20 protein-coding genes and 1 pseudogene are annotated in these 24,174 nt (G+C 59.7%); 7 read left to right on the forward strand and 14 right to left on the reverse strand.

Features of this window, described 5'->3' with window-relative positions; genetic code table 11:
• The first annotated feature begins 43 nt into the window (after positions 1-43).
• Positions 44-1,945 carry a two-component sensor histidine kinase AauS gene (gene aauS, locus AC1D19_RS17715; protein ID WP_477763931.1) on the forward strand — a complete coding sequence of 634 codons (1,902 nt, stop codon included), beginning with the start codon at positions 44-46 and terminating at the stop codon, positions 1,943-1,945.
• Positions 1,942-3,270, forward strand: a complete 1,329-nt coding sequence (gene aauR / locus AC1D19_RS17720) for a two-component response regulator AauR (protein WP_477752331.1) — start codon at positions 1,942-1,944, stop codon at positions 3,268-3,270. Before aauS ends, aauR begins: the two co-directional genes overlap by 4 nt.
• Before the next feature lie 130 nt (positions 3,271-3,400).
• Here aauR and AC1D19_RS17725 read toward each other — a convergent pair whose 3' ends face one another.
• Positions 3,401-4,435, reverse strand: coding sequence for an alpha/beta fold hydrolase (locus AC1D19_RS17725; protein WP_477763932.1), 1,035 nt, complete (start codon positions 4,433-4,435; stop codon positions 3,401-3,403).
• Positions 4,436-4,748: 313 nt separating this feature from the next.
• On the opposite strand from AC1D19_RS17725, the gene metR reads away from it, so the two are divergent.
• A complete protein-coding gene (metR, locus tag AC1D19_RS17730; RefSeq protein WP_007985733.1) occupies positions 4,749-5,666 on the forward strand; it encodes a transcriptional regulator MetR in 918 nt (305 codons plus the stop codon).
• 118 nt (positions 5,667-5,784) lie between these two features.
• Here metR and AC1D19_RS17735 read toward each other — a convergent pair whose 3' ends face one another.
• From AC1D19_RS17735 to AC1D19_RS17755, 5 genes and pseudogenes are all read right to left on the reverse strand, one after another.
• The gene (locus AC1D19_RS17735) at positions 5,785-6,282 is read right to left on the reverse strand and encodes an N-acetyltransferase family protein (RefSeq protein ID WP_477763933.1); all 498 of its coding nucleotides are present in this window, start codon (positions 6,280-6,282) and stop codon (positions 5,785-5,787) included.
• 48 nt (positions 6,283-6,330) lie between these two features.
• Positions 6,331-6,474: pseudogene (locus AC1D19_RS17740) on the reverse strand (LysE family translocator); the annotation flags it as partial.
• Between the two features lie 23 nt (positions 6,475-6,497).
• On the reverse strand, positions 6,498-6,932 hold the full coding sequence (locus AC1D19_RS17745) for an NUDIX hydrolase (protein WP_477763934.1): 435 nt from the start codon (positions 6,930-6,932) through the stop codon (positions 6,498-6,500).
• Positions 6,933-7,085: 153 nt separating this feature from the next.
• Entirely contained in the window at positions 7,086-8,411 is a 1,326-nt protein-coding gene (locus AC1D19_RS17750; RefSeq protein ID WP_477763935.1) for an APC family permease, read from the reverse strand.
• Between the two features lie 183 nt (positions 8,412-8,594).
• Positions 8,595-9,416: a carbon-nitrogen hydrolase family protein gene (locus tag AC1D19_RS17755; protein WP_477763936.1), complete on the reverse strand. Its 822-nt coding sequence runs from the start codon at positions 9,414-9,416 to the stop codon at positions 8,595-8,597.
• Between the two features lie 124 nt (positions 9,417-9,540).
• Between AC1D19_RS17755 and AC1D19_RS17760 the strand changes: the two genes are divergently transcribed.
• Entirely contained in the window at positions 9,541-10,341 is an 801-nt protein-coding gene (locus AC1D19_RS17760; RefSeq protein WP_007985741.1) for a helix-turn-helix transcriptional regulator, read from the forward strand.
• Between the two features lie 102 nt (positions 10,342-10,443).
• Positions 10,444-12,063 carry an FMN-binding glutamate synthase family protein gene (locus AC1D19_RS17765; protein WP_477763937.1) on the forward strand — a complete coding sequence of 540 codons (1,620 nt, stop codon included), beginning with the start codon at positions 10,444-10,446 and terminating at the stop codon, positions 12,061-12,063.
• Positions 12,064-12,096: 33 nt separating this feature from the next.
• Here the strand turns inward: AC1D19_RS17765 and AC1D19_RS17770 are convergent, their stop codons facing one another.
• The 7 genes from AC1D19_RS17770 to AC1D19_RS17800 form a co-directional block, all read right to left on the reverse strand.
• The gene (locus AC1D19_RS17770) at positions 12,097-12,663 is read right to left on the reverse strand and encodes a hypothetical protein (protein ID WP_477763938.1); all 567 of its coding nucleotides are present in this window, start codon (positions 12,661-12,663) and stop codon (positions 12,097-12,099) included.
• A complete protein-coding gene (locus tag AC1D19_RS17775) occupies positions 12,636-13,157 on the reverse strand; it encodes a hypothetical protein (protein ID WP_477763939.1) in 522 nt (173 codons plus the stop codon). The genes AC1D19_RS17770 and AC1D19_RS17775 overlap by 28 nt, the downstream gene beginning before the upstream one ends.
• Positions 13,154-14,119, reverse strand: a complete 966-nt coding sequence (locus AC1D19_RS17780) for a glycosyltransferase family 2 protein (RefSeq protein ID WP_477763940.1) — start codon at positions 14,117-14,119, stop codon at positions 13,154-13,156. The genes AC1D19_RS17775 and AC1D19_RS17780 overlap by 4 nt, the downstream gene beginning before the upstream one ends.
• Positions 14,116-14,490, reverse strand: a complete 375-nt coding sequence (locus AC1D19_RS17785) for a GtrA family protein (protein WP_477763941.1) — start codon at positions 14,488-14,490, stop codon at positions 14,116-14,118. Before AC1D19_RS17785 ends, AC1D19_RS17780 begins: the two co-directional genes overlap by 4 nt.
• Before the next feature lie 147 nt (positions 14,491-14,637).
• Complete coding sequence (locus AC1D19_RS17790; RefSeq protein ID WP_477763942.1) at positions 14,638-16,146, reverse strand: glucosyltransferase domain-containing protein; 1,509 nt, start codon at positions 16,144-16,146, stop codon at positions 14,638-14,640.
• 1 nt (position 16,147) lies between these two features.
• Positions 16,148-17,089 carry a glycosyltransferase family 2 protein gene (locus AC1D19_RS17795; protein ID WP_477763943.1) on the reverse strand — a complete coding sequence of 314 codons (942 nt, stop codon included), beginning with the start codon at positions 17,087-17,089 and terminating at the stop codon, positions 16,148-16,150.
• Positions 17,086-17,460, reverse strand: a complete 375-nt coding sequence (locus tag AC1D19_RS17800; protein ID WP_477763944.1) for a GtrA family protein — start codon at positions 17,458-17,460, stop codon at positions 17,086-17,088. The genes AC1D19_RS17795 and AC1D19_RS17800 overlap by 4 nt, the downstream gene beginning before the upstream one ends.
• Before the next feature lie 244 nt (positions 17,461-17,704).
• Here AC1D19_RS17800 and AC1D19_RS17805 point away from each other — a divergent pair, with 244 nt between their 5' ends.
• The gene (locus AC1D19_RS17805) at positions 17,705-18,865 is read left to right on the forward strand and encodes an OpgC family protein (RefSeq protein ID WP_477763945.1); all 1,161 of its coding nucleotides are present in this window, start codon (positions 17,705-17,707) and stop codon (positions 18,863-18,865) included.
• Between the two features lie 89 nt (positions 18,866-18,954).
• Here AC1D19_RS17805 and AC1D19_RS17810 read toward each other — a convergent pair whose 3' ends face one another.
• Entirely contained in the window at positions 18,955-20,376 is a 1,422-nt protein-coding gene (locus AC1D19_RS17810) for an amino acid permease (protein ID WP_477763946.1), read from the reverse strand.
• 550 nt (positions 20,377-20,926) lie between these two features.
• Between AC1D19_RS17810 and AC1D19_RS17815 the strand changes: the two genes are divergently transcribed.
• Entirely contained in the window at positions 20,927-24,037 is a 3,111-nt protein-coding gene (locus AC1D19_RS17815; RefSeq protein WP_477763947.1) for a transglycosylase domain-containing protein, read from the forward strand.
• Positions 24,038-24,174 lie beyond the last annotated feature (137 nt).

Raw genomic sequence — 24,174 nt, forward strand, 5'->3', positions numbered from 1 at the left:
TGCAGGTTCAGATTTGTGTTGTGGTTGACCCAAGGCATCTGTGATGAAATGCGACCCCAATCTTTATCGCGCAGCAATGCCATCACTCGCCGTGAAACCCCGTCTGATTCGCCATCTGTTCCTGCCACCGCTGATCATCGCCATGATGATCGGCCTGGGCTATATCGGCTTCTGGATCAGTGAGCACTATGGCATTCGCAGCCTTGGCGAGAACGGTCAGCGTCAGCTGGAACTGCACGCCCGTGCCGTCGAAAGCGAAATCAGCAAATACACCTACCTGCCCAGCCTGCTGGAGCTCGAAACCAGCGTTTCGCAGTTGCTGGCCGACCCGACCCCGGAACACCGGCAAACGGTCAACGATTACCTCGAAGGCCTGAACCGGCGCAGCCGCAGTCGGGCCATCTACGTGATGGACACCACCGGCCGCGTCATGGCCACCAGCAACTGGCGCGATGTCGACAGTTACCTGGGTGAAGACCTGTCCTTTCGCGCCTATTTCCAGAACGCCGTGCGTGGTCAGCCCGGGCGCTTCTACGGCATCGGCAGTACCAACGGCGAACCCGGTTACTACCTGGCCCATGGCCTGGAAGAACACGGCAAGATCATCGGCGTCGCGGTGGTCAAGGTACGCCTGGAAGCCATGGAAGAACGCTGGCAGCGGGCGCGACTGGAAGCCTTCGTCAGCGACGAGAACGGCATCATCATTCTGTCCAGTGACCCGGCGCGACGTCTGAAATCGGTGGTGCCGCTGAGCGAAGAAACCAAGGAAAAACTCGCCCGCAGCCTGCAGTACTACTGGTTCCCGCTCAACGAACTGCAGCCGCTGGCCCGGGAAACCCTGTCCGAAGGCGTGGAAAAACTCACGTTCCCGGCCAACAGCGAACTGGTGTCCGACGACGAAAACATCAGCTACCTGGCGCAAACCCGGCCGCTCGGCGATACGCCGTGGAATTTCACCCTGCTCACGCCGCTCCAGGATTTGCGCCGCGAAGCGATCAACCAGGGGATTCTGGTGGCGGTGGCGTTTGCCCTCTGTGCCTTTCTGTTGATCGCCTGGAACGAGCGGCGCAAGGTGATCGCCACCCGCCTCGCGGCCCGGGAAGCCTTGCAGGAAGCCAACAATCAGCTGGAGCGTCGGATTACCGAACGCACCACCGACCTGCGCGCCAGCAACGAACGGCTCAAGGCCCAGATCCGCGAACGCCGGCTCGCCGAAGAGACCTTGCGCCGCGCCCAGGATGAACTGGTACAGGCCGGAAAACTCGCGGCCATCGGCCAGATGTCCACCAGCATCGCCCACGAACTGAACCAGCCGCTGGCGGCGCTGCGCACCTTGTCCGGCAATACTGTGCGCTTCCTCGAACGCGGTCAGCTCGACGTGGCCAACACCAACCTCAAGACCATCAACGAACTGATCGACCGCATGGGCCGGATCACCGCCAGCCTGCGCTCGTTTGCCCGGCGCGGGGACGACAAGGGCCTGGCCTGCCTCGGCAAAGGCGTGGACGCCGCCTTGCAATTGCTCGGCGGCCGGGTGGAAAACATTCACCTGCAACTGCACCGCGATTTCACCGATGTGCAGGTGCAAATCGACCAGACCCGCCTGGAGCAGATTCTGGTCAACCTGATTGGCAACGCCCTCGACGCCATGCAAGCGCAGCCGCAACCCGAGCTGTGGCTCGAAGGCGAAGCGTTCGATGGCAAATACCGCCTGCGCGTGCGTGACAACGGCCACGGCATCGACGCCGAAGCGCGCGAGCACCTGTTCGAACCCTTCTTCACCACCAAACCCGGCGAACAGGGCCTGGGCCTTGGCCTGACCCTTTCCGCCAGCCTGGCCGCCGCCACCGGCGGTCACCTGGGTGTCGAGCACCCGGCCAGCGGTGGTACCACATTCGTCCTCAGTTTACCGTTGGTAAGCCCCACTCCCGCCGAGCCAATATGAACAACGACCTTAGTGTATTGATCGTCGAAGACGACCCCCATGTGCTGCTCGGCTGCCAACAGGCGCTGACCCTGGAAGACATTCCCTGCATTGGCGTGGGCAGCGCCGAAGAAGCCCTGGAGCGGGTCGGCGACGATTTCGCCGGCATTGTCGTCAGCGACATTCGCCTGCCGGGCATCGATGGCCTGGAACTGCTGACGCGGCTCAAGGCCCGCGACCGCAGCCTGCCGGTGGTGCTGATCACCGGACACGGCGACATCTCCATGGCCGTGGGCGCGATGCAGAAAGGCGCCTACGACTTCATGGAAAAGCCGTTCTCCCCGGAGCGCCTGGTGGATGTCGCCCGCCGCGCCCTGGAGCAGCGCAGCCTGGCACGGGAAGTGTCGTCGCTGCGCCGGCAACTGGCCGAGCGCGACTCCCTCGAAGGGCGGATCATCGGACGCTCGCCGGCCATGCAGAACCTGCGGGAACTGATTGCCAACGTCGCCGATACCTCGGCCAACGTGCTGATCGAAGGCGAGACCGGTACCGGCAAGGAGTTGGTCGCGCGCTGCCTGCATGATTTCAGTCGGCGGCACACCAAGCAGTTCGTCGCCCTGAACTGCGGCGGCCTGCCGGAGAACCTGTTCGAAAGCGAAATCTTCGGCCACGAGGCCAACGCCTTTACCGGCGCGGGTAAACGACGGATCGGCAAGATCGAACACGCCGACGGCGGCACGCTGTTCCTCGACGAAGTGGAAAGCATGCCTCTGCCCTTGCAGATCAAACTGCTGCGGGTGTTGCAGGAACGCACCCTCGAACGCCTCGGCTCGAACCAGAGCGTAGCGGTGGATTGCCGGGTGATCGCGGCGACCAAATCCGACCTCGTCGTGTCGAGCAAGGCCGGCGAATTCCGCAGCGACCTGTACTACCGCCTCAACGTGGTGACCCTGGAACTGCCGCCATTGCGCGAGCGCCGTGAGGACATCCTGCAACTGTTCGAGCACTTTTTGCAGCAGTCGTCCCTGCGCTTCGACCGCGCGGTGCCGGAGCTGGACAACCAGACCGTTTCAAACCTGATGAGCCACGACTGGCCGGGCAACGTGCGTGAACTGCGCAACGTTGCCGAGCGCTTTGCCCTGGGCCTGCCGGCATTCAAGAAACCCGGTGCTGGTGGCGGCAATCAAGGCCTGGCCTTTGCCGAAGCGGTGGAAGCGTTCGAGCGCAACCTGCTCAGCGATGCCTTGCAACGCAGCGGCGGCAACCTGACCCAGGCCAGCCAGGAACTGGGCATGGCCAAGACCACGCTGTTCGACAAAGTGAAAAAGTACGGCTTGAGCCATTGAGAAAAACCTGATCGCCCACTACCCCTGTAGGAGCTGCCGAAGGCTCGGTCCGCGCTCGGGCGATCTTTTGATCTGGATCTTGAAAATCAAAAGATCCAGCCTCCGGCAGCTCCTACAGGGGATTGAGGGGTTACAGGAGGTTGTGTTCGGCCACCGGCTCGATCTGCGCCCAGTGCGACGTGTCTTCACGGTGCTCGCGCAAATACGGCAACACCGCCGCCAGCAACGGCGCCTTGAACGCCTCCTGGAAGCGATGGGCCAGGCCCGGAATCAGGATCAATTGGCTGCCTCGCAGATGCGCCGCCAGATGCACCCCGTGCATCACCGGCAACAACGGGTCGGCCGTGCCATGCACCACCAGCGCCGGCACCCGCAACTGATTGAGCAACGCCACCCGGCTCGGCTCGGCGAGAATGGCCATGATCTGGCGTTTCACGCCCTCGGGATTGAACGCCCGATCATAGGACAGCGCCGCCTGATGCAGCAGCGCCTGGCGATCATCGGTGACCATCGGGCTGCCCAGCGCCGCCAGCAAGTCGGCCTGTTGCTCCAGGGCCACTTCGCGGCTCGGTGCACCGCGCCGGGACAACAACTGCACCAGCGCCGCACTCGGCGCCGGCAAGCCTTCGGCGCCGGAGGTGGTCATGATCAGAGTCAGGCTCTCGACCCGTTGCGGTGCCATGGCCGCCATGTGCTGGGCGATCATCCCGCCCATGCTGGCGCCCAACACGTGGAATTGATCGATGTGCAAGGCGTCCATCAGCCCCAGGCCATCATCGGCCATGTCGGTCAGCGAATACGGCGACGACACCGGCAATCCGAGTTTGTAGCGCAGCACTTCGAAGGTCAGGTTGGCTTCGGCCGGTGCTTGCCGCCAGGTCGACAGGCCGACATCGCGATTGTCATAGCGGATCACCCGGAACCCTTGCTGGCACAGGGCGACCACCACCTCGTCCGGCCAGTGAATCAACTGCCCGCCCAGGCCCATCACCAGCAGCAAGGCCGGATCCGACGCACGGCCGATGCTCTGGTACGCCAGGCTTACCTGGGCCAGATCCACCCGTTCGGTCGGAACATTGATGTCACAACGCGAAGCCGCCAAGGATGGCAGGCCGAACAACAATGCGGCCAAAAACACGATTCGTGAAAAGAATGAAACACCCATGAAAAAACACCAAAACGCAGAACCCCAGTAGAGCGCGAGTCTGATGAAGTTTGTTCAAGCGCGCTGCCACAGTTCCATGACAGTTTGATGAAGAGTGCCGGGCGGTCGTCTTAAGGACCGCGTTATCGTTCACCGCGAGCAGGCTCGCTCCCACAAGATTCATGTCGATCACAGAGTTTTTGAACAACATTGATCACTAATGGGAGCGAACTTGCTCCTGTGTAAAAGAGGGCACTACTGTCGACAGCCAACCCAACATGAGACAAACTCAACCTTTTCGATTTATCGACAAGTTTTCCTCATGGAGCCCCCGGTGCTTGAAATCCGTCACCTCAAGACCCTGCACGCCTTGCGCGAAGCCGACAGCCTGGTGGATGCGGCCGATCGCCTGCACCTGACCCAGTCGGCCCTGTCTCACCAGTTCAAAGAACTGGAAGAGCGCATGGGCATGCCGCTGTTCGTGCGCAAGACCAAACCGGTGCGCTTCACCAGCGCCGGTCTGCGCCTGCTGCAATTGGCCGATGCCACCCTGCCGCTGCTGCGCGCCGCCGAACGAGACATCAGTCGCCTGGCCGGTGGCACCGCCGGTCGCTTGCACATGGCCATCGAATGCCACAGTTGCTTTCAGTGGCTGATGCCGACCATCGACCAGTTCCGCGACGCCTGGCCGGAAGTCGAGCTGGACCTGGCCTCTGGCTTCTCCTTCGCCCCGCTGCCGGCCCTGGCCCGTGGCGACCTGGACCTGGTGGTAACCTCCGACCCGGTGGACCTGGCCGGGATCACCTATGTACCGCTGTTCACTTATGAAGCGATGCTCGCGGTGGCCAACCAGCACCGCCTGGCCAGCAAGGCCTATATCGTCCCGGAGGACTTGCTCCCGGAAACCTTGATCACCTACCCGGTGGAACGGGATCGGCTGGACATCTTCACCCGCTTCCTCGAACCCGCCGACATCGAACCGGCCCAGGTCCGCACCTCGGAACTGACGGTGATGATGATGCAACTGGTGGCCAGCGGTCGTGGCGTGTGCGGCATGCCCCATTGGGCGCTGCATGAATACAGTTCGCGGGGTTATGTGAAGGCCAAGCGACTGGGTGAGAAAGGTTTGTTCGCCACACTGTACGCAGCGATCCGCGCCGACATGCTCGATGCGCCGTACATGCGTGACTTCTTGCTGACGGCGAAGGACACGTCGTTTTCGACGCTCGACGGCGTGAGTGCCGTTCGATAGAGCAACACCCATCTGTAGGAGCCGGCTTGCCGGCGAAGGCGGTGTTTCAGGCGATATTGCGTAGACTGATCCGCCGCTTTCGCCGGCAAGCCGGCTCCTACAGGGATCTGCGGTGACTTCATAGCTCGCGCCACATGTGGATTTTGTCGAAATAGTCCTCCCCCACCCGCACCGCCATCGGCTCCAGGCCGAACTGGACGAAACCGCAGCGCTGGTAGAGGTTGAACGCGGCATCATTGCCGGCGGTGACGGTCAACTGGATCAGGCGCAAACCCGCATGGTTCTGCGCCTCGGCCAAGGCAGCCTGAACCAGCTGATAGCCGAGTCCGCGCTGGCGGACCGTCGGTGACACATACATGCCGAACAGTGTCACCTTGTGCCGGGCCTTTTCCCGAGACTCGAGAGCGAGGCCGACGATGCCCGCCAACTTGCCTTCTTCGAACGCCCCGAGCACCAAATCCAGCTTACCCGTCAGGCGCGACTCCCACCAGTCCAGCGGCATCGCCGCCCGCTCGCGCACGCTCGAAGTGAAGGCCTGCGGATGAAGGTCGTAGGCTTCGAGCATCAATGCCCGATAGTCCAGGGCGTGGCTGGCATCCAGTCGTTCGATCCACATGTTCAAGCCATCCGTTTTTGCTCAAGCATCAGCCGCAGTGCCAGCCCCGACCACCCCAAGCAACGAGATCACCCCCGCCTTGCGCCCCTGGCAGATCGAGCGGGAGATCAGATAGATCATGTTCGGCCCCGGCGTCAGCACCATCAGCAACGCGGCAGCAGCAAAAATCAACAGGTCTTGAAGCGGGATCATGGGCGAGGTCCTTTGCGTAATGATCAGGCGATCGCGGTCAGCGATGCCCGATAAAACGGCAGGATCAGGTCCCGTGTCAATGGCGCCAGGCTGACACCGCCATCGGTGGCCGGGTCGATCCAGATCACTTCTTCGATCTCCGCCGCCGGAGTGACGTCTGAATCAATATTCAGCTGAAAGAGTTCGGCGTGGACGACAAAACCCGGTTCGTTGGCGGCCGGTGCCGAGAAGTGGCCGAGGTAAACGGCCTGCGCCGGGTCGATGTCCAGACCCAGTTCTTCTTCCAGCTCCCGGGCCAGGGCGTGAACCGGCAATTCATGGGGCTCGATCTTGCCACCCGGCTGCATGAACGCCGTGGTGCCGCGCTTGCGTACCAGCAACGTGCGGCCGTCAGGGCCGATCAACAAGGCAGCGGCGATGCGGATAGTCCCGGAGGCTGGCATGGAAAACGTCGACATGAACAAAAGGCCTTTGGCTCAAAAACGCCAAGGATCACATGTCCGCCTGTTGAGATCAAAAGCCTCGCGTAGGAGCTGCCGCAGGCTGCGATCTTTTGATCTCTAAAAAACAAAGTCAAAAGATCGCAGCCTTCGGCAGCTCCTACAACGGTGTCATACAGCCTCTTGGAAATCCATCTCCGGCGGCTGCCGACGGAAACCGCCGGTCAACACCGCCAGGTACACCACGCCAATCGCCAGCCAGCTCAACCCCAGATAAACCGCCAGATGATCGAGGCTGACCATCAGCCACAAGTCCGCCGCCAGGCCGATGAACGGGAACAGCAGGAACAGCACGAATTCGTGTGGGCCTTTTTTCTCGCCACCGATCCAGTAATGGAAGATCACCGACAGGTTGACCAGGCTGAACGCCAGGAACGCGCCGAAATTGATGAACGAGGTCGAGGTGGTGACGTCCAGTTTCAGTGCCAGCAACGCCACCACCGCGCACAGCAGGATGCTGTTGATCGGCGTGCCGAAGCGCTCGTGCAAGGTGCCGAAAAACGCTTTTGGCAACACGCCGTCGCGGCCCATGGCGTATAGCAGCCGAGAACCGCTGGCCTGGGCCGACAGCCCCGAGGCGAACTGGCCGACGATCAGACCGATCAGGAAGATCGACACGAACAGGTCGCCACCGATGTTGCGGGCAATTTCGTAGGCCGCCGAGTCCACGTTGTCGAACTGGAACGACGGATGAGCGATCTGCACGAAGTACGACACGCCGACGAAAATCAGCCCGCCAATCAGGGTGATCAGCATGATCGCCCGGGGAATGGTACGGCGCGGGTCGCGGGTTTCTTCGGTCAGGGTGCTGACGGCGTCGAAGCCGAGGAACGAGTAACAGGCAATGGCCGCGCCGCTCATGATCAACGGCATCTGCATGTCGCCATTGAAGAACGGCTTGATCGACCACAACGGCGCGCTCGCATCACCGCCGACGTAATGCACGCACAACGCGACGAAGGCGACCAGCACCAGGAACTGCACCAGCATCAGCAAGGCGTTGATGCCGTTCGCCAGTTTCAGGCCGACGATGTTGATCGCGCTGGTGATACCGATGAACGCCAGCACCCAGATCCACTGTGGCACTGCCGGGAAAGCGGAGTTGAGGTAAGCCGCGCCGATCAGCCAGATCGCCATGGGCAGGAACAGGTAATCGAGCAGCACCGCCCAACCGGCGATGAACCCGAGTTTCGGGCTGATGGCCTTGCGCACATAGCTGTAGGCCGAGCCGGCCACCGGGAACGCCGAGGCCATGCGCCCGTAGCTCATGGCGGTGAAAAACATCGCCACCAGCGCCGCGAGGTACGCGGCCGGCACCATGCCGGCGGTGGATTGGGCGAGGATGCCAAAGGTGCCGAGCACAATGATCGGCGTCATGTAGGCGATGCCAAACAGCACCACCGACCCCAGTGACAGGGTGCGTTGCAAACGAGCCATGAGCGACTACTCCGAATTTTATTGGATTTATGGCAGAGCCGAGTTCGGCGCAAATTACGGGTGTTGCGTTGTTGTTCTTTGGCGTTGAGTCAGATAAATCGTTAAAAGATCGCAGCCTGCGGCAGCTCCTACAGGGGACCGTGATCAATGTAGGAGCTGCCGCAGGCTGCGATCTTTTGATCTTCAGCCCTTGGGAATCAGCAGCTCCCGTAACCCGGACGCATGCTCAACCCTCTCCCCCGGCAACCTCAGCCGCTGATCATCCAGATAGCGATAATCCTGGCGCGCCGCCGTCAGCCGGGTCAGGTCCAGTTCGACCGCAAACTGCCCTTCCTCGCGTCCGGCTTCGAACAACAAGGTGCCCAGCGGATCGACCAATGCGCTCCCGCCGGCAAACAGCAATCCACCGTCACCCTCTTCCACCCGGTTGACCATCAGCGCAAACGCCTGGTTTTCCTGGGCGCGGGCCATGATCGCGGTGCGGTGGGTCGGGCCGTACGGGTCCATATTGCCGTTGGTGACGATCAACAGTTCGGCCCCCAGTTGCGCCAGGGCGCGGGCGCTTTCGGGGAATTCGATGTCGTAGCAAATCAGCAGGCCCACGCGCACGCCGTTGAACAGGCAGGTGGCATAGCGATCGCCCGCCTCGTAGACACCGCGATCCGAGGCCCACAAGTGAGTCTTGCGGTATTTCAGCGCGATGCCTTCAGGAGTGATCAGCAACGTGGTGTTGTAGAAGCGGCCGTTGTCGTTCTCGGCCATGCCGATGGCCACGGCGATATTGCGCTGGCGGGCGGCGGCGATCACCGCACTGACGGACGGGCCGTCCAGCGCCTCCGCCACCTCGGCCACGGACTCCGCCGAAGGGAAGCCCATCAAGTGGCCTTCAGGGAACAGGATCAGTTGCGTATCGACAGCACACGCAGCCATCGCCGCCAGGGTGCGTTCGAGGTTGTAGGCCGTGTCGTTGTCACGGCCTGCCAATTGGGCGAGTTCGACCTTCATAGGTATTCCTTGTCATGGGCCGGGCGGCAGAAAGATTGCCCGGTCGGTGTCTGTGCGCCAGTATGCGCAGCAAGCACCCGGGCGGGGAATTACGCCGCTGGGGTAACACGATAGGGGTAGATGCATGACACTCTCGTTGGATGACATCGCCTGGCATCGCTCGGTGGGGCAACTGATCGACGCCCTGGACAAGCCTAATTTCTGGACCCAGCTTGTCCGGTTGCTGGACCAGTACGTGTCCTTCGACAGCTGGGTGGCCCTGCTTTTCAGCGCCGACCAGCGCCCGCAGGTGTTTGCCGAGTGCCCCGGCGAGGACGGCAGCCCTGATCAACTGTTCCAGGATTACCTGCGTGGGCTGTACCTGCTCGACCCGTTCTACATCGCCTGCCGCGAGCAATCGCGCACCGGGTTGTATCGCCTGTCCGAAGTGGCCCCGGAGCACTTCGAGCTGACCGAGTATTACCAGCGCTACTTTCGTCTGAATGTGGTGGCCGATGAAATCCAGTTCAATTGTCAGCTCGAAGGCGACCGCACGCTGTGCCTGTCCCTGGGCAGCACGCAGCGCTTCAGCGGCCAGCAGATCGCCTTGTTGTCGTTGATTCAGCCGTGGGTGCTCGGCCTGTTGCGCCAGCGTCTACCCTATGAAATCAACGAAGTCGTGGCCCTGGCCCCCGCACCACCGCAAGCTGATTGGCGGGTACAGTTGGAGGCCTCGGTGCAGCAACTCAAAGGCGCGCAGTTGACGGCCCGGGAGCTGGATGTCGGGCGTTTGATGCTCAGCGGTTGCTCCAGTAAAGAAATCGCTCGAAAGCTGGAAATCTCGGTCGAAACCGTGAAAGTCCACAAGAAACACATGTACAGCAAGCTGGGGATCAAGTCCCAGTCCGAGCTGTTTTCGATTTTTCTGCAGGCACAAAATGCCTGAAAAGATCGCAGCCTTCGGCAGCTCCTACATGGATCGCATTCCCTTGTAGGAGCTGCCGAAGGCTGCGATCTTTAAACCCGAGTCCGAACCCAAGGAAACCGTATGAGCCTGTCACTCCTGAGCCGCTACGCCTTCTTTGCCGTCTGCGTGATCTTCTCTCTCGCCAGCCTGCCGTTTCTTGAATACGACTGGCTCTGGCCGATCACCGCCGTCACCGCTGTCCTCAGCCTGATCGGCCTGTTCGATCTGCTGCAAAGCCCCCACGCGGTGCGCCGCAATTACCCGATCCTCGGCAATATCCGCTACCTGGTCGAAGGCATCCGCCCGGAAATCCGCCAGTACCTGCTCGAATCCGACAGCGACGCCCTGCCCTTCTCCCGCGCCCAGCGCTCGCTGGTCTATTCCCGGGCCAAGAATGAAACCGCCGACAAACCCTTCGGCACGCTGATTGACGTGTATCAGTCGGGTTTCGAATTCATCGGCCATTCCATGCGCCCGGCGCCATTGAGCGACCCGAGCAGTTTCCGGGTCACCGTCGGCGGGCCGCAATGCACCCAGCCGTATTCGGCATCGGTGTTCAATATCTCGGCCATGAGTTTCGGCTCCCTCAGCGCCAACGCCATCCGCGCGTTGAACCAGGGCGCCAAACTCGGCAACTTTGCCCATGACACAGGCGAAGGCAGTATCAGCCCCTATCACCGGGAAAACGGTGGCGACCTGACCTGGGAACTGGGTAGCGGTTACTTTGGCTGCCGCACCAGCGACGGTCGCTTCGACCCGGAACGCTTCGCGGCGCAAGCCCGGACGCCGCAGGTGCGGATGATCGAAATCAAGATGAGCCAGGGCGCCAAGCCCGGCCATGGCGGCATCCTGCCCAAGCACAAGGTCACCAAGGAAATCGCCGAAACCCGCGGCATCCCGATGGGCGAGGACTGCGTGTCACCGTCGCGCCACACTGCGTTTTCCACGCCGATCGAAATGATGCATTTCATCGCACAACTGCGCGAGCTGTCCGGCGGCAAACCGGTGGGCTTCAAGTTCTGCCTCGGCCATCCGTGGGAGTTCATGGGCATCGCCAAGGCCATGCTGGAGACTGGCATCCTCCCAGACTTCATCGTCGTTGACGGCAAGGAAGGTGGCACCGGCGCCGCACCCGTGGAGTTCACCGACCACATCGGCGTGCCGATGCGCGAAGGCCTGCTGTTCGTGCACAACACCTTGGTGGGCCTGAACCTGCGGGACAAGATCAAACTCGGCGCCAGCGGCAAGATCGTCAGCGCCTTCGACATCGCCAGCGTGCTGGCCATCGGCGCCGACTGGGCCAACTCGGCGCGCGGCTTCATGTTCGCCATCGGCTGCATCCAGTCACAGAGCTGCCACACCAACAAATGCCCGACCGGCGTCGCCACCCAGGACACCCTGCGCCAGCGCGCGCTGGTGGTGCCGGACAAGGCCCAGCGCGTGTTCAACTTCCACCGCAACACCCTCAAGGCCCTGGCGGAAATGCTCGCCGCCGCCGGCCTCGAACATCCGTCGCAGTTGTCCGCCAAGCATCTGGTGCGACGCATGTCGGCGACCGAGATCAAGCTGTTCTCGCAGTTGCACGTGTTCCTCAAACCAGGGGAGTTGCTGACCGGTGAGGTGAATGGCGAGTTTTACTCGCGGATGTGGCAGATGGCGCGGGCGGATAGTTTTGAGCCTAATGAAATAGCCGCTGCCTGACGTTAGCTCCAGCGCTGAAGGCTTGGGACGACTTCAGCGCTCACCACTCAGAATAAAGAGGCGCGCCTCGGCGTCCCCGCCCTTGAGTGTCAGCATTTGCTTCCACCCTGAGGGAAATGTCATGACAGCTTCCGATTTTGGCTTACCGGCAGTCACCCACCAGACTCTTTTAGAGTTGAGCTTTACCGTTGAAACATCATTAAAAAAAATCCAGTCCTTACGCGGAGGGATCAGAAGCCAGCCGCCAAAATCGCGAGGACCTTCCGGCACACCTGTTGATGACCTGGAAATGTATAGCCTCGGCCGAATTCCCGTGGTGTTGTAATAACAAAACGGCAAGTACCAGAACAATCCGTCCACAACAATCTCGTCACCGCTCACGGCATAGTGCTTGAGTCCATTCACCACAATGTCCAGCCTGGCCGATGTTTGGGTGTAGCTTCCGCTCATTTCATTTTTCTGCAGATATACCTTCAACAATCCATGTACTTCACCCGCAACAAAAACACTCAAACAAACGACCGCAACAACCAGTGAGCGCTCAGCCAAACGATCCAGAGCAATTGCGACGATCAGGGGCAAACTGACTGCGGCAAACACCAAATACCTGGGATAGAAAAACGGGACGCCCCACGACAAAAAAACAGCGTGATGACCGGCACAAAGAAGTAACCAATCAACAGTAAGATCACCCGTTGATCATCGCGCCAAAGACCCAATGCCAACACAGAGCAGATGATCATCAAAGCCGAAACGATCAGCGATGCCCACAAACCACCCTCAGACGCCGATATCATCACCGTGTATTGCGAGACGAGGCCAGGCAACATATCCCACGTGGTAGGTGGTATCCATTCGAGACCTTTCATCCCTGAAGCTTGGCGAATGAAATTCGGAAGCCAGGGCAAATACAGCACAACAATAGAGACATTGACCAACAACCACTTTCGAACCGGAAACAAGACCGATTCGCCACTCCCCCCCTGACCAATACAGCCAATAAGAGCGAGCATGATCAACATGAGGACTGGACTGTAGGCAACCAGGTGTTGCGGTCTCACCTGAACATCGACTAAGCGATCCATCTCGCTCATGGGATTCTCTCCATTGAAGATCGATCTACCGGTTCATTAATACTTCTGGTGATTTCCTTAATCACGTACCGGGGCCGATGCTTGGACTCCATGTAAATACGCCCGATGTATTCACCCAGAATGCCAATACCAATCAGCTGTACGCCCCCCAAAAACAAAATGGCGGTCATCAGAGACGGGTACCCCGGCACGTTATTGCCAAACAGCACCTTGTCCAGAACCATGTAAGCCGCATACAAAAGCGCTATCAGGGAGATGATACCGCCGATGTAGGACCATACGCGCAACGGTACAGTACTGAACGAAGTGATGCCCTCAAGTGCCAGATTCCATAGCTTCCAGAAATTGAACTTACTTTTTCCAGCCACCCGTGGAGCGCGATCGTACTCAATGACTTTTGTGTTGAATCCTGCCCATGACAGCACACCTTTCATGAATAACTGCTGTTCCGGAAGGCTCTTGATGACCTCAACGACTTTTCTATCCATCAAGCGAAAGTCGCCAACATTTTCCTCGATGCGGGTCGATGCAATCTGGTTGAGTAGTCGATAGAACAGGCTCGCGAATTGACGTTTGAAATAGCTGTCGGTCAAACGGTTTCGTCGTTTTGCCAGCACCACGTCAGCCCCATTGATCCACTCTTCGATGAGCCGCGAGATGACACAGATTGGGTCCTGCAGATCCACATCCATGGGAATTAGGGCATCGCCCGTTGCATGTTCCAACCCGGCAAACAAGGCAGGTTCCTTGCCGAAGTTGCGCGAGAAACTGATCACCACCACATCGGTGTCAACCAAGGCAATCGTATGGGCCAGATCGGATGTTCCGTCAGTACTGCCATCATTGATAAACACGATTTCAATGCGGTGTTCGCGCAAACTCGGATCATGACGCACGGCCTGATAGAACACCCCGATAGCCTGCTCTTCATTGAACACAGGGACAATCAGCGAAACCTTCATGCCTTGCGCTCGCAAAACCCTACGAAGCTCGAAAACAAGAACCCGCAAAACAGGCTCAACAACGAAAACGTGGTGACAGTCAGCAGTCCATGAATGCGCCACTGATCAGCAAGAAAACCGACGCCGAAACTCAATACACCCATGACGCAAACAAACAGCAGGTATCGCAATATCGATACCTTTGCATCAAATGTATAAAGGGCATTCGCATAGAAGGAGAATGACGCAGCGGCACAAAACGCCGCAAAATTACTGGTGGCTTGGGTCAACTCGGCAGCATTGACGAGTACAAAAAAAGCCTGCCAATGAATGAACGTATTGACCAGCCCGATCACCGCATAGGTAGAAAATCCCTTCCACAAAGCTTTCATGCCGGCTCCCGCCAATATCCCTGTTTCAGGTGGACTCAAGCTAAGTGATACCTCAACAGCGGTCTACTGACAGAAATAACAGGTTGGCAAGGATTTCAGACCAGCGGCAATGCTGACGATGTCGACACTTTTCACGACCCTTCAGATTCACCAACGTAGCGTTTTGCTCGGGGTCGGCTCCTTCATCACGATAAAACCGTAATCACCGATCAGGTAAATCCGGTAGTACTGGCTGTCCACCAGCGGCGGATAGCCCTGATAACCCACCCGCGTCGCGTTGCGCCGCTCCCGCTCCGCCACCACGTTGGTGATCCCCGCTTTCGGCAGATTCTCGGCCAGCATGTAATAGTCGGTATTGAGCAAGTAGTGCAGCACCGGCAGCTGCTTGAATGAGCCAGCTGCCGCCACTAACCAGTAGTCGGAATAACTCACCGAGATGTAGATCCGCCTGGCCTCGCGCAGCGACTGATGGCTGGCGATGTCGTACGCAAGGCTGGCCAGCGCCGTGGACGCAAAGGTTTTCTGCACGGTCAGCACCCGGCCATAGGCGAACGACAGCGACAACATCGCCAGCAGCGGAATGATCAACAACAGTGGCAGTCGTTCATGGATCGACGCCAGCGCCAGATGACTCAAATAGCACAGCAGCACCAGCAGCACGGCGAAGCCCATCAAGGTGCGGGCGCCTTCGTTGAAGTCGCGGAAAAACAACGCGACTCCGGACACCAGCAGCGTCACCACCGGCAATGTCAGCAAACACATCAGGCCGATCAACAGTTTCTTCGGTCCACCGTCCTGACGCGCCGCTACGTTCAGTCCCAGCCGCACCGCCCCGGCCATCGCCAACAGCAGCAACCCGCCGAATACCCAGAGCCATCCACCACTGAACAGCAGCACGACTTTTTCCAGGACCCGGGCAATGTTGATCTGGATCTGCAATAGAGGATGCGCCGACCAATTGAGCAGCAATGTGCGATTGGAGTCCATGAACGGACCTGCACTGACGCTGTAGATCAACCCACCGAGGATCAGTTGGGCGGCTTTCCAGCCCAGCAGGTCGCGCCACGGCACCGGGGTGGTTTTATCGTTGGCGGCCCTGAGCAACTCCAGGCAACACAGGCCCAGGAACACATTCAGGCTGATCTGATACAACCCCAGCGCCAGTGCGATCAGGAACGACGGCACCAGCCACTGCACGCTGCGCCACGGGTGACGAAAGGTGATCGCATAGATCACCGCCACCAGGCTCAGGGCCGTCGCGGGACCGTCGTATTGATAAGACAGGTTCTGCAGGAAGAACGGGTTGTACCAGAGCGGCAACAGCACCAGGCAGCAAGCGACGCTGGGCTGGCGGAAGTAATGGAACGTCAGGCTGGTCAGCGCCGACGCCATGGCCAGCGTGGCGATCAACAAGGGCAAGGGAAAGATGTTCGGCGCGGCATGCCTGAAAGTCAGGGCGTTGTAGAACAGCTGAGCGAACAGTCGCCCCTGTTCAGCCCAGGCCATGCCCGCCGCCAGCGAGCGCCAGTTGTCATCGATGTAGGGGAAGTCCGCGAGGATCAATGGCAGGACATACAAGAAGGTCGCGAACAGAAAAAACCGCCAGACCTGATGCCGGCTGAGCTCGCGAACGAGGAAGTCGTTGAACCGGCCCATGCTAGCGCGCGCCCCGGTCTTTGCCACCGACGATATCCTTGATCACGTAGCGCGGCCGGTGCTTGGCCTCGATATAGATACGACCGATGTATTCGCCGAGGATGCCGATGCCGATCAGTTGCACGCCGCCGAGAAACAGTATCGCCGTCATCAGCGACGGATAACCGGGAACGTTGTTGCCGAAGAAAATCTTGTCCAGCACCATGTACACCGCGTAAAGCACCGCGAAAATGGAAATGCCGCCACCGACGTATGTCCACAAGCGCAGCGGCACGGTGCTGAACGAGGTCACGCCTTCCAGGGCCAGGTTCCATAGCTTCCAGCCATTGAACTTGCTGCTCCCCGCCACCCGCCCGGCTCGCTCGAACTCCACCACTACGGTGTTGAACCCGGCCCACGACAATACACCTTTCATGAACAACTGATGCTCGGGCAGGGAACGGATCACGTCGACCACCTTGCGATCCATCAGCCGGAAGTCCCCGACATTTTCCTCGATGCGCGTGTAGGCGATGCGATTGAGCACGTGGTAGAAAATTGACGCACTGTGACGCCTGAGGTAGCCGTCGACGTCCCGATTGCGGCGCTTGGCGAGTACCACATCGGCGCCCTTTTGCCACTGCTCGACCAATAACGGGATGACACTGATCGGGTCCTGCAGGTCGACATCCATGGGAATCACGGCATCGCCGCTGGCGTGTTCCAGGCCGGCAAACAGTGCCGGTTCCTTACCGAAGTTGCGCGAGAAATTGATCAGCACGACCTGATCATCCGCCTTGGCCAGTGCCGTAGCCTGTTCGGCCGTGCGGTCGGAGCTGCCGTCGTTGATGAACACGATCTCGACTTCGGCACCGCTGAGCTTCAACTCCCGTCGCACCGCCTGATAAAACAGATTGATTGACTGTTCTTCGTTGAACACCGGGACAATGAGCGAGATTTTCATCGATCACACTCGCGAAACACCACGTATTTGGAATACAGGAAGCCGAACACCAGGCTCAATGCCGAAAACAGGGCCACGGTGAGCAAACCGTGCAATCGCCAGACGTCGCCCAGATGGCCGACACCCAGGCTCAACGCCCCCATGCCCGAAACAAACAGCAGATAACCGCCGACCGAGGCACTGGCGGCGAAGGTAAATTGCGCGTTCATGTAGAAGGAAAACGACGCAGCCACGCAGAAGGCTGCCAGGTTGCTGAACGCCTGACTGAGTCCGGCCGCCATGCTCAGCAGGAAAAAGACCTGCCAGTGAATCAGGGTGTTGGCGACCCCGATCACCGTGTAACTGGACAGCCCTTTCCACAACAGTCTCATGTGAGACTCCCGTTTTTAGAACGTTGCACTCATTAGTATTTGAGCCTGTCTACTGTCACAAATCGCAGGTTTTTGGACCTTTCTGACCAGCGGTTGAGCCTTGGGGCAACGCCCGAGACATTCGGTAATAGCCCGGTTTTGCAATTGCCCGCGAATCAGTCCACCCTGCGCGCCGCCGCTTGGGCGCGAGGCCTTTGCGCCCGCGGCCAATCCCATTTTCACCCGCTGTTACGAGCCAGCTGTCATGACGTTAGCACGCGATCACCGGATCGACTTTTTTCGTGGTCTGGCACTGATCTTCATCTTTTGGGATCACGTGCCTCACAACCCTTTGGGACAAATCACCCTGCGCAACTTCGGTTTCAGCGATGCGGCCGAGGTTTTCGTGTTTCTGGCAGGTTTCGCGTCCGTATTGGCGTACGGCAAAGTCCTGGCGCGCGAAGGCTTTCTGATCGCCTGCGTGAAAATCCTGCGCCGGGCATGGGTGCTCTACGTGGTGCATATTTTCCTGCTGGCGATGCTGATGGGCATTGTGTTTTTCGCCAACAGCCATGTGGAAACACGGGACCTGGTGGAGGAAATGGGCATGCATCACTTCATCGGCAACCCGCAGCAGGCCCTGATCGATGAACTGTTGTTGCGCTTCAAGCCGAACCTGATGGACCCGTTGCCGCTGTACATCGTGCTATTGGCAGGTTTGCCCCTGGTACTGCCCGTACTGGTGCGCAAGGCCTGGGTGGTGGTCGCGATGTCATTGGCGCTGTATCTGATGGTGCCACTGGCGGGCTGGAACCTGGCCGCCATCAAGGACGGCGTGTGGTATTTCAACCCGGTTGCCTGGCAATTGCTGTTCGTACTCGGCGGTGCCGCTGCGATTCACAGCCAGCGCCCGCGCCTGCCCGACACTCGCCCGCTGCTACGCCAGCCGTTGTTTGTCAGTGCGGCGCTGTACGTAGTGACCGCGGGCGTGATGACCGTCCTGTGGCGTTGGCCAGAGCTACACGATGCCGTGGTGCCAGCGAGCCTGAAGAACCTGCTGTACCCCATCAGCAAGACCGACCTGTCCCCCGTGCGCCTGCTGCATTTCCTCGCACTGGCCTACGTCACCGCGAAACTGATTCCCGACAGCGGATGGACGCAAAACTGGCTCGCGCAGCAAAGTTGCCGAATGGGCCGTTTCTCGCTGGAGATTTTCTGTCTGGGCGTGCTGCTGGCGCCTTTGGCGGACATGGTCAACGCGCTGACCGACGACGCTGTTGCCATGCAGATTTTCACGGCGCTGGTGGGTGCCGGGTTGATGGCACTGCTGGCGACCTGGCTTGAGTTCAACAAGCGTTTGAACCAGACAATCAAAAGATCGCAGCCTGCGGCAGCTCCTACAAAATCAGACCGCATTCCCCTGTAGGAGCTGCCGCAGGCTGCGATCTGTTGATCTTCAAAACCAAAAAGCCCCGATCATTTCGACCGGGGCTTTTGTCTTTCAGGCATTACAACTTACGAAACCGAACGCACCGCACCTTGCGAAACATTCGTCGGTTGCAGCTTGAACATGTAGAACAGCACCGTCAGCAGCACCAGGAACGCAGGTCCCACATACAGCGCCACGCGGGTGTCCGGGAAGTACGCCATCAGGCCGACCACCAGCACCAGGAACGCCAGCGCCAGATAAGAGCTGACCGGGTACAGCCACATACGGTATTTCAGGCCAGCCGCTTCGCTTGCGCTCAGGCCTTTGCGGAATTTGAGCTGGGCCAACAGGATCATCACCCAGGTCCAGATCGCGCCGAAGGTGGCGATGGACGTCACCCAGACAAAGACCTTCTCCGGTACCAGGTAGTTCAGCAGCACGCCCAACAGCAAGGCGAAGATCGACAGCAGCAGCGCACGCCGCGGCACGCCGTTGCTCGAGGTCTTGGCGAACCCCGCCGGGGCCTGGCCGTTCTGCGCCAGGCTGTAGAGCATGCGCCCGGTGCTGAAGATGCCGCCGTTGCAGGACGACAGTGCCGCGGTGATCACCACGAAGTTGATGATGCCGGCGGCGGTCTTGATGCCCAGACGCTCGAAGGTCATCACGAACGGGCTGCCTTGGGTACCGATTTCGTTCCACGGGTAGATCGACAGGATCACGAACAACGCGCCGACATAGAACAGCAGAATCCGCCAGAACACCGAGCCGATGGCATTGGGGATGGTCTTTTGCGGGTTCTTCGCTTCACCGGCGGTCAGGCCGATCATCTCCACACCCAGGTAGGCGAACATCACCATTTGCAGCGACATCAGCACGCCAGTTATGCCGTTGGGCATGAAGCCGCCGTGGGTCCACAGGTTGGAAATCCCCAGGGCCACGCCGTCGTTGCCGAAACCGAAGGCGATGATGCCGATGCCGCCGAATACCATCGCAACGATGGTGACGATCTTGATCAGGGCAAACCAGAACTCGAATTCACCGAAGGCCTTGACCGCGATCAGATTGATCGAGCCCATGCTTATCAACGCAGCGAGCGCCCAGATCCAGCGCGGTACATCGGGGAACCAGATGCCCATGTACACCGCCACGGCAGTGATTTCCGCGACGCAGGTCACCAGCCACAGGAACCAGTAGTTCCAGCCGGTCAGAAAGCCCGCCAGCGGGCCGAGGTAGTCTTGGGCGTAACGGCTGAACGAGCCGGCGACCGGATTGTGCACGGCCATCTCGCCGAGGGCACGCATGATCACCAGGATCGCCAGACCGCCGATGATGTAGGACAGCATGATGGCGGGGCCGGCCATTTGGATGGCCTTGGCTGAACCGAGGAACAGACCGACGCCGATACAGGCACCGAGTGCCATCAGGCGAATATGCCGCTCGCCGAGTTCACGTTTAAGCGGACCGCCCTGAGCGGTCTCGCCGTTGGGCTGGTGATTGCCTACGGGCATAAGGGGTACCTCATCTTGTTGTTGGATATGACCGCTGAGCGTTGAAGCCCCCGACCGATAAGCCAGCTGCTTCGCGTAACCGGGTCTGCTTTGTAAGCAGAACCGTCCTGTAGGACAAAACCTGCAAGATCAGCGGGTCGTGCAGTATAAAAAGCTGACAACAGAGATATTCACTCTATAAACCACTAAATTCAGCCATAAACCCCGGCAATAACGCGACTTTTGGAGAGGCTTCACCTGGATCTTGTAGGAATTTCCGCCATTTAAATGGCGCGGAGTATTGCACAACAATGGTGCATCGCCATGCCCCTACCAAAGCCGTATTTACCTTAGAAAAGGCTCTACTCCAGCCATTACAGACCACCACCCGTCTCCAGTTGCTATCACAACTGTGGCGAGGGGGCTTGCCCCCTCGCCACAGTGGCTCCATCCGGCCCAGTTAGTGGTGAGTCCGTGCATCATTTTGCCCCTCACATTTTTTTCACCTTCGCCAACCACCGTCTAAGCTTCAGTGAAGTCCGATCAATCTGCGTGAATGGATCAGTCGACTATGGGCGCTTTGTGGCAAACCGATTCGAGTAAAACCGAGGTTCCGACTGAACGTGAGGATGAAGCGCCGCCACCTGAAAAACCCCGTCGTTCCAGACACGGATGGGGAGCGTTCTGGCTATTGCTGTTGATTATCGCGATTGTCGTGGGGCTGGCGGCTGCGAGGGAAATGCGTACATCGAAGTTCCAGGCCCGGGAAGTCAGCAAATACGCCGCGTCCCTGAACTATGAGCTCAAACCCGGCCCCAGCGATGCGATTCGCTATCCGGGCGACGGTCCGTTCGATCGGCGCCTGGGCTACAGCTCGCTGGATGAATTCCTGCCGCGCTTGATCAAGCGCGATTTCGTCGTTGAGGCGCAAACCCGCTTTTCTCCGGCGCTGTTGAAGTACAGCGACAAAGGCCTGTTCGTGCCTTATGCCGAGAAAATCCAGGCCGGGCTGTCGATCACCGATTGCCGCGCTGCGCCGCTGTACCAGTACAACTACCCGCAGCAGCTTTATTCAACCTTTGCCTCGATCCCGCCGGTGGTGGTCAACAGCCTGTTGTTCATCGAGAACCGCTTCCTGCTGGACCCCAAACAACCCCTGGCCAACCCGGCGGTGGACTGGCCACGGTTCGGAATGGCGGCGTGGTCCCAGGTGGCCAAGATATTGCACGTGCCCGGTCAATCCGCTGGTGGCAGTACCCTGGCCACGCAACTGGAAAAGTACCGGCACTCCCCCGATGGCTTGACGGTCAATGGCGCGGAAAAAATTCGCCAGATGATTTCCGCCACCGTACGCGCCTATCAGGCCGGGCCACAAACCCTCGAAGCCCGGCAGAACGTGGTTCGCGACTACCTCAACAGCGTGCCGCTGTCGGCCGTACCGGGCCACGGTGAAGTGCATGGCATGGCTGAAGGCTTGCGCGTGTGGTATGGCTCCGACTTCAGCAAGGCCAACGAAGTCCTGACCAGCACTGCGACCGATCCAAAAACCATGGCGGAAAAAGGCCTGGCCCTGCGTGAAATGCTGTCGCTGATGATTGCCCAGCGCCGCCCGTCGCATTACCTGACCAAGGGTCACGATGAACTGGCCGACCTCACCGACAGCCATATTCGCCTGCTGGCGCAAAACAGTGTGATCAACGCCCAGCTCGCCGCCGCCGCCCTGGCCAGCAAATTGACCTACCGCGACTGGGCCACCCAGCCGACCATTCAGCCGATTGAAACCAACAAGGGCATCAGTGTCGCGCGCAGCCGTCTGGCCGGCATGCTCAATCGCCCGCTGTATGACCTCGACCGCCTCGACCTGTCCGCCACCAGCACCCTGCAAGGCGAGTTGCAAACCGAGGCCACCGAGTACCTGAAAAAACTCGCCGACCCCACTTTTGCCACGCAAATCGGCCTGATCGGCGAACGCCTTCTGACCACCACCAGCACCACCCAGGTGCGCTACAGCTTCACCTTGTTCGAACTGACCCCGGACGGCTCGCGGGTACGGGTGCAGACCGACAGCACCGACCAGCCATTCGACATCAACGAAGGCAGCAAACTGGAGCTGGGCTCCACCGCGAAAATGCGCGTGCTGACCACCTACCTGCAAATCATCTCCGAGCTGCACGACAAATACGCTGGCATGGCCGTCCCGGAACTGAAGAAAGTCGACGTGCCGGAGCAGGACCGCCTGAGCCGCTGGGCGGTCGATTACCTGATCGAAAACAAGGACCGCGACCTGCAAAAAATGCTCGGCGCAGCCCTGGACCGCAAATACTCCGCCAGCCCCGGCGAGGCGTTTTTCACCGGGGGCGGCCTGCATGTGTTCCACAACTTCCGCAAGGAAGACAACGGCCGCATACCGACACTGCGCGACGCCCTGCGCGAGTCGATCAACCTGCCGTTCATCCGCCTGATGCGTGACCTGGTGCGCTACACCACCTACTCCGGCCCGAACAGCAGTGCCGAACTGCTCAAGGACGACCGCGACCCGCGGCGCCAGGAATACCTGGCCGAATTCGCCGACAGCGAGGGCACTTCGTTCCTGCTCAAGTTCTGGAAGAAGTACAAGAACAAGGACACCCAGGACCGGCTCGAGACCTTCCTCGACAGCATGCGCCCGACCCCGATCCGCATGGCCGCCGTGCACCGCTACCTGCTGCCACGGGCCAGTCAGGCAAGCTTCAACGCCTTCGTGCGCTCGCACCTCACCGGCGCCAAGCTCACGGAAAAACTCACTGACGAACGTCTCGTACGGCTCTACGAAGCCTACGGCCCTGGCTCCTACGACTTGCCGGACCAGGGCTTCATCGCCAAGGTTCACCCGCTGGACCTGTGGCTGATGGGCTACCTGCTCAATCACCCCGACGCCAAGTGGGGTGAAATCGTCAAAGCCAGCCAGTTCGAGCGCCAGGAGGTCTACAGCTGGCTGTTCAAAAGCCGGCACAAGGGTGCCCGCGACAGTCGCATCCGCACCATGCTGGAGATCGAAGCATTCCTCGACATTCACCAGCGCTGGCAGAAAGTCGGCTACCCATTCGATCACCTCGTGCCCTCGCTGGCGACCGCCATCGGCAGCTCCGGCGACCGTCCGGCAGCATTGGCGGAACTGATCGGCACCATCCTCAACGACGGTGTGCGCATGCCGACCCTGCGTATCGACAGCTTGCACTTCGCAGCCAACACACCGTATGAAACCAAATTGATCAATGACCCGAACGTCGGCAAACGGGTCATGCCGTCCGAAGTCGCCACGGCCATGCGCGAAGCCTTGTCGCAAGTGGTGGATGCCGGTACGGCGAAACGGGTGTCCGGCAGTTTTGTAACGCCGGATGGCAAACCGTTGGCCATGGGTGGAAAAACGGGCACAGGGGACAACCGCATTGAAGCCATTGGTTCAGGCGGGCGGATTCTGAGCTCCAAATCCATCAACCGGACGGCGACGTTTGTCTTCTACATTGGCGATTCACACTTCGGTACCTTGACCGCATTCGTGCCCGGGCGCACGGCCGAAGCCTTCAAGTTCACCTCGGCGTTGCCGGTGCAGGTACTCAAAGGCATGGCACCGATTCTCATGCCATACCTGCAACCCGGCAGCAAAACAGGTTGCTTGCCGACTGAAGTCGCGCGGCGTTGACAGAACCATTACGCTGCACAGGTGGTAATTAATTATTTTCGGCATGGATAATTCCAATGCATTAGCGGTGCAGGCGCTGATCAAGCAACAGAAATTGCGGCTTTTACTTTGGGCCCTGGGCGTTAGGCTGGTGACTC

Source organism: Pseudomonas sp. P1_C12 (assembly GCF_056406435.1).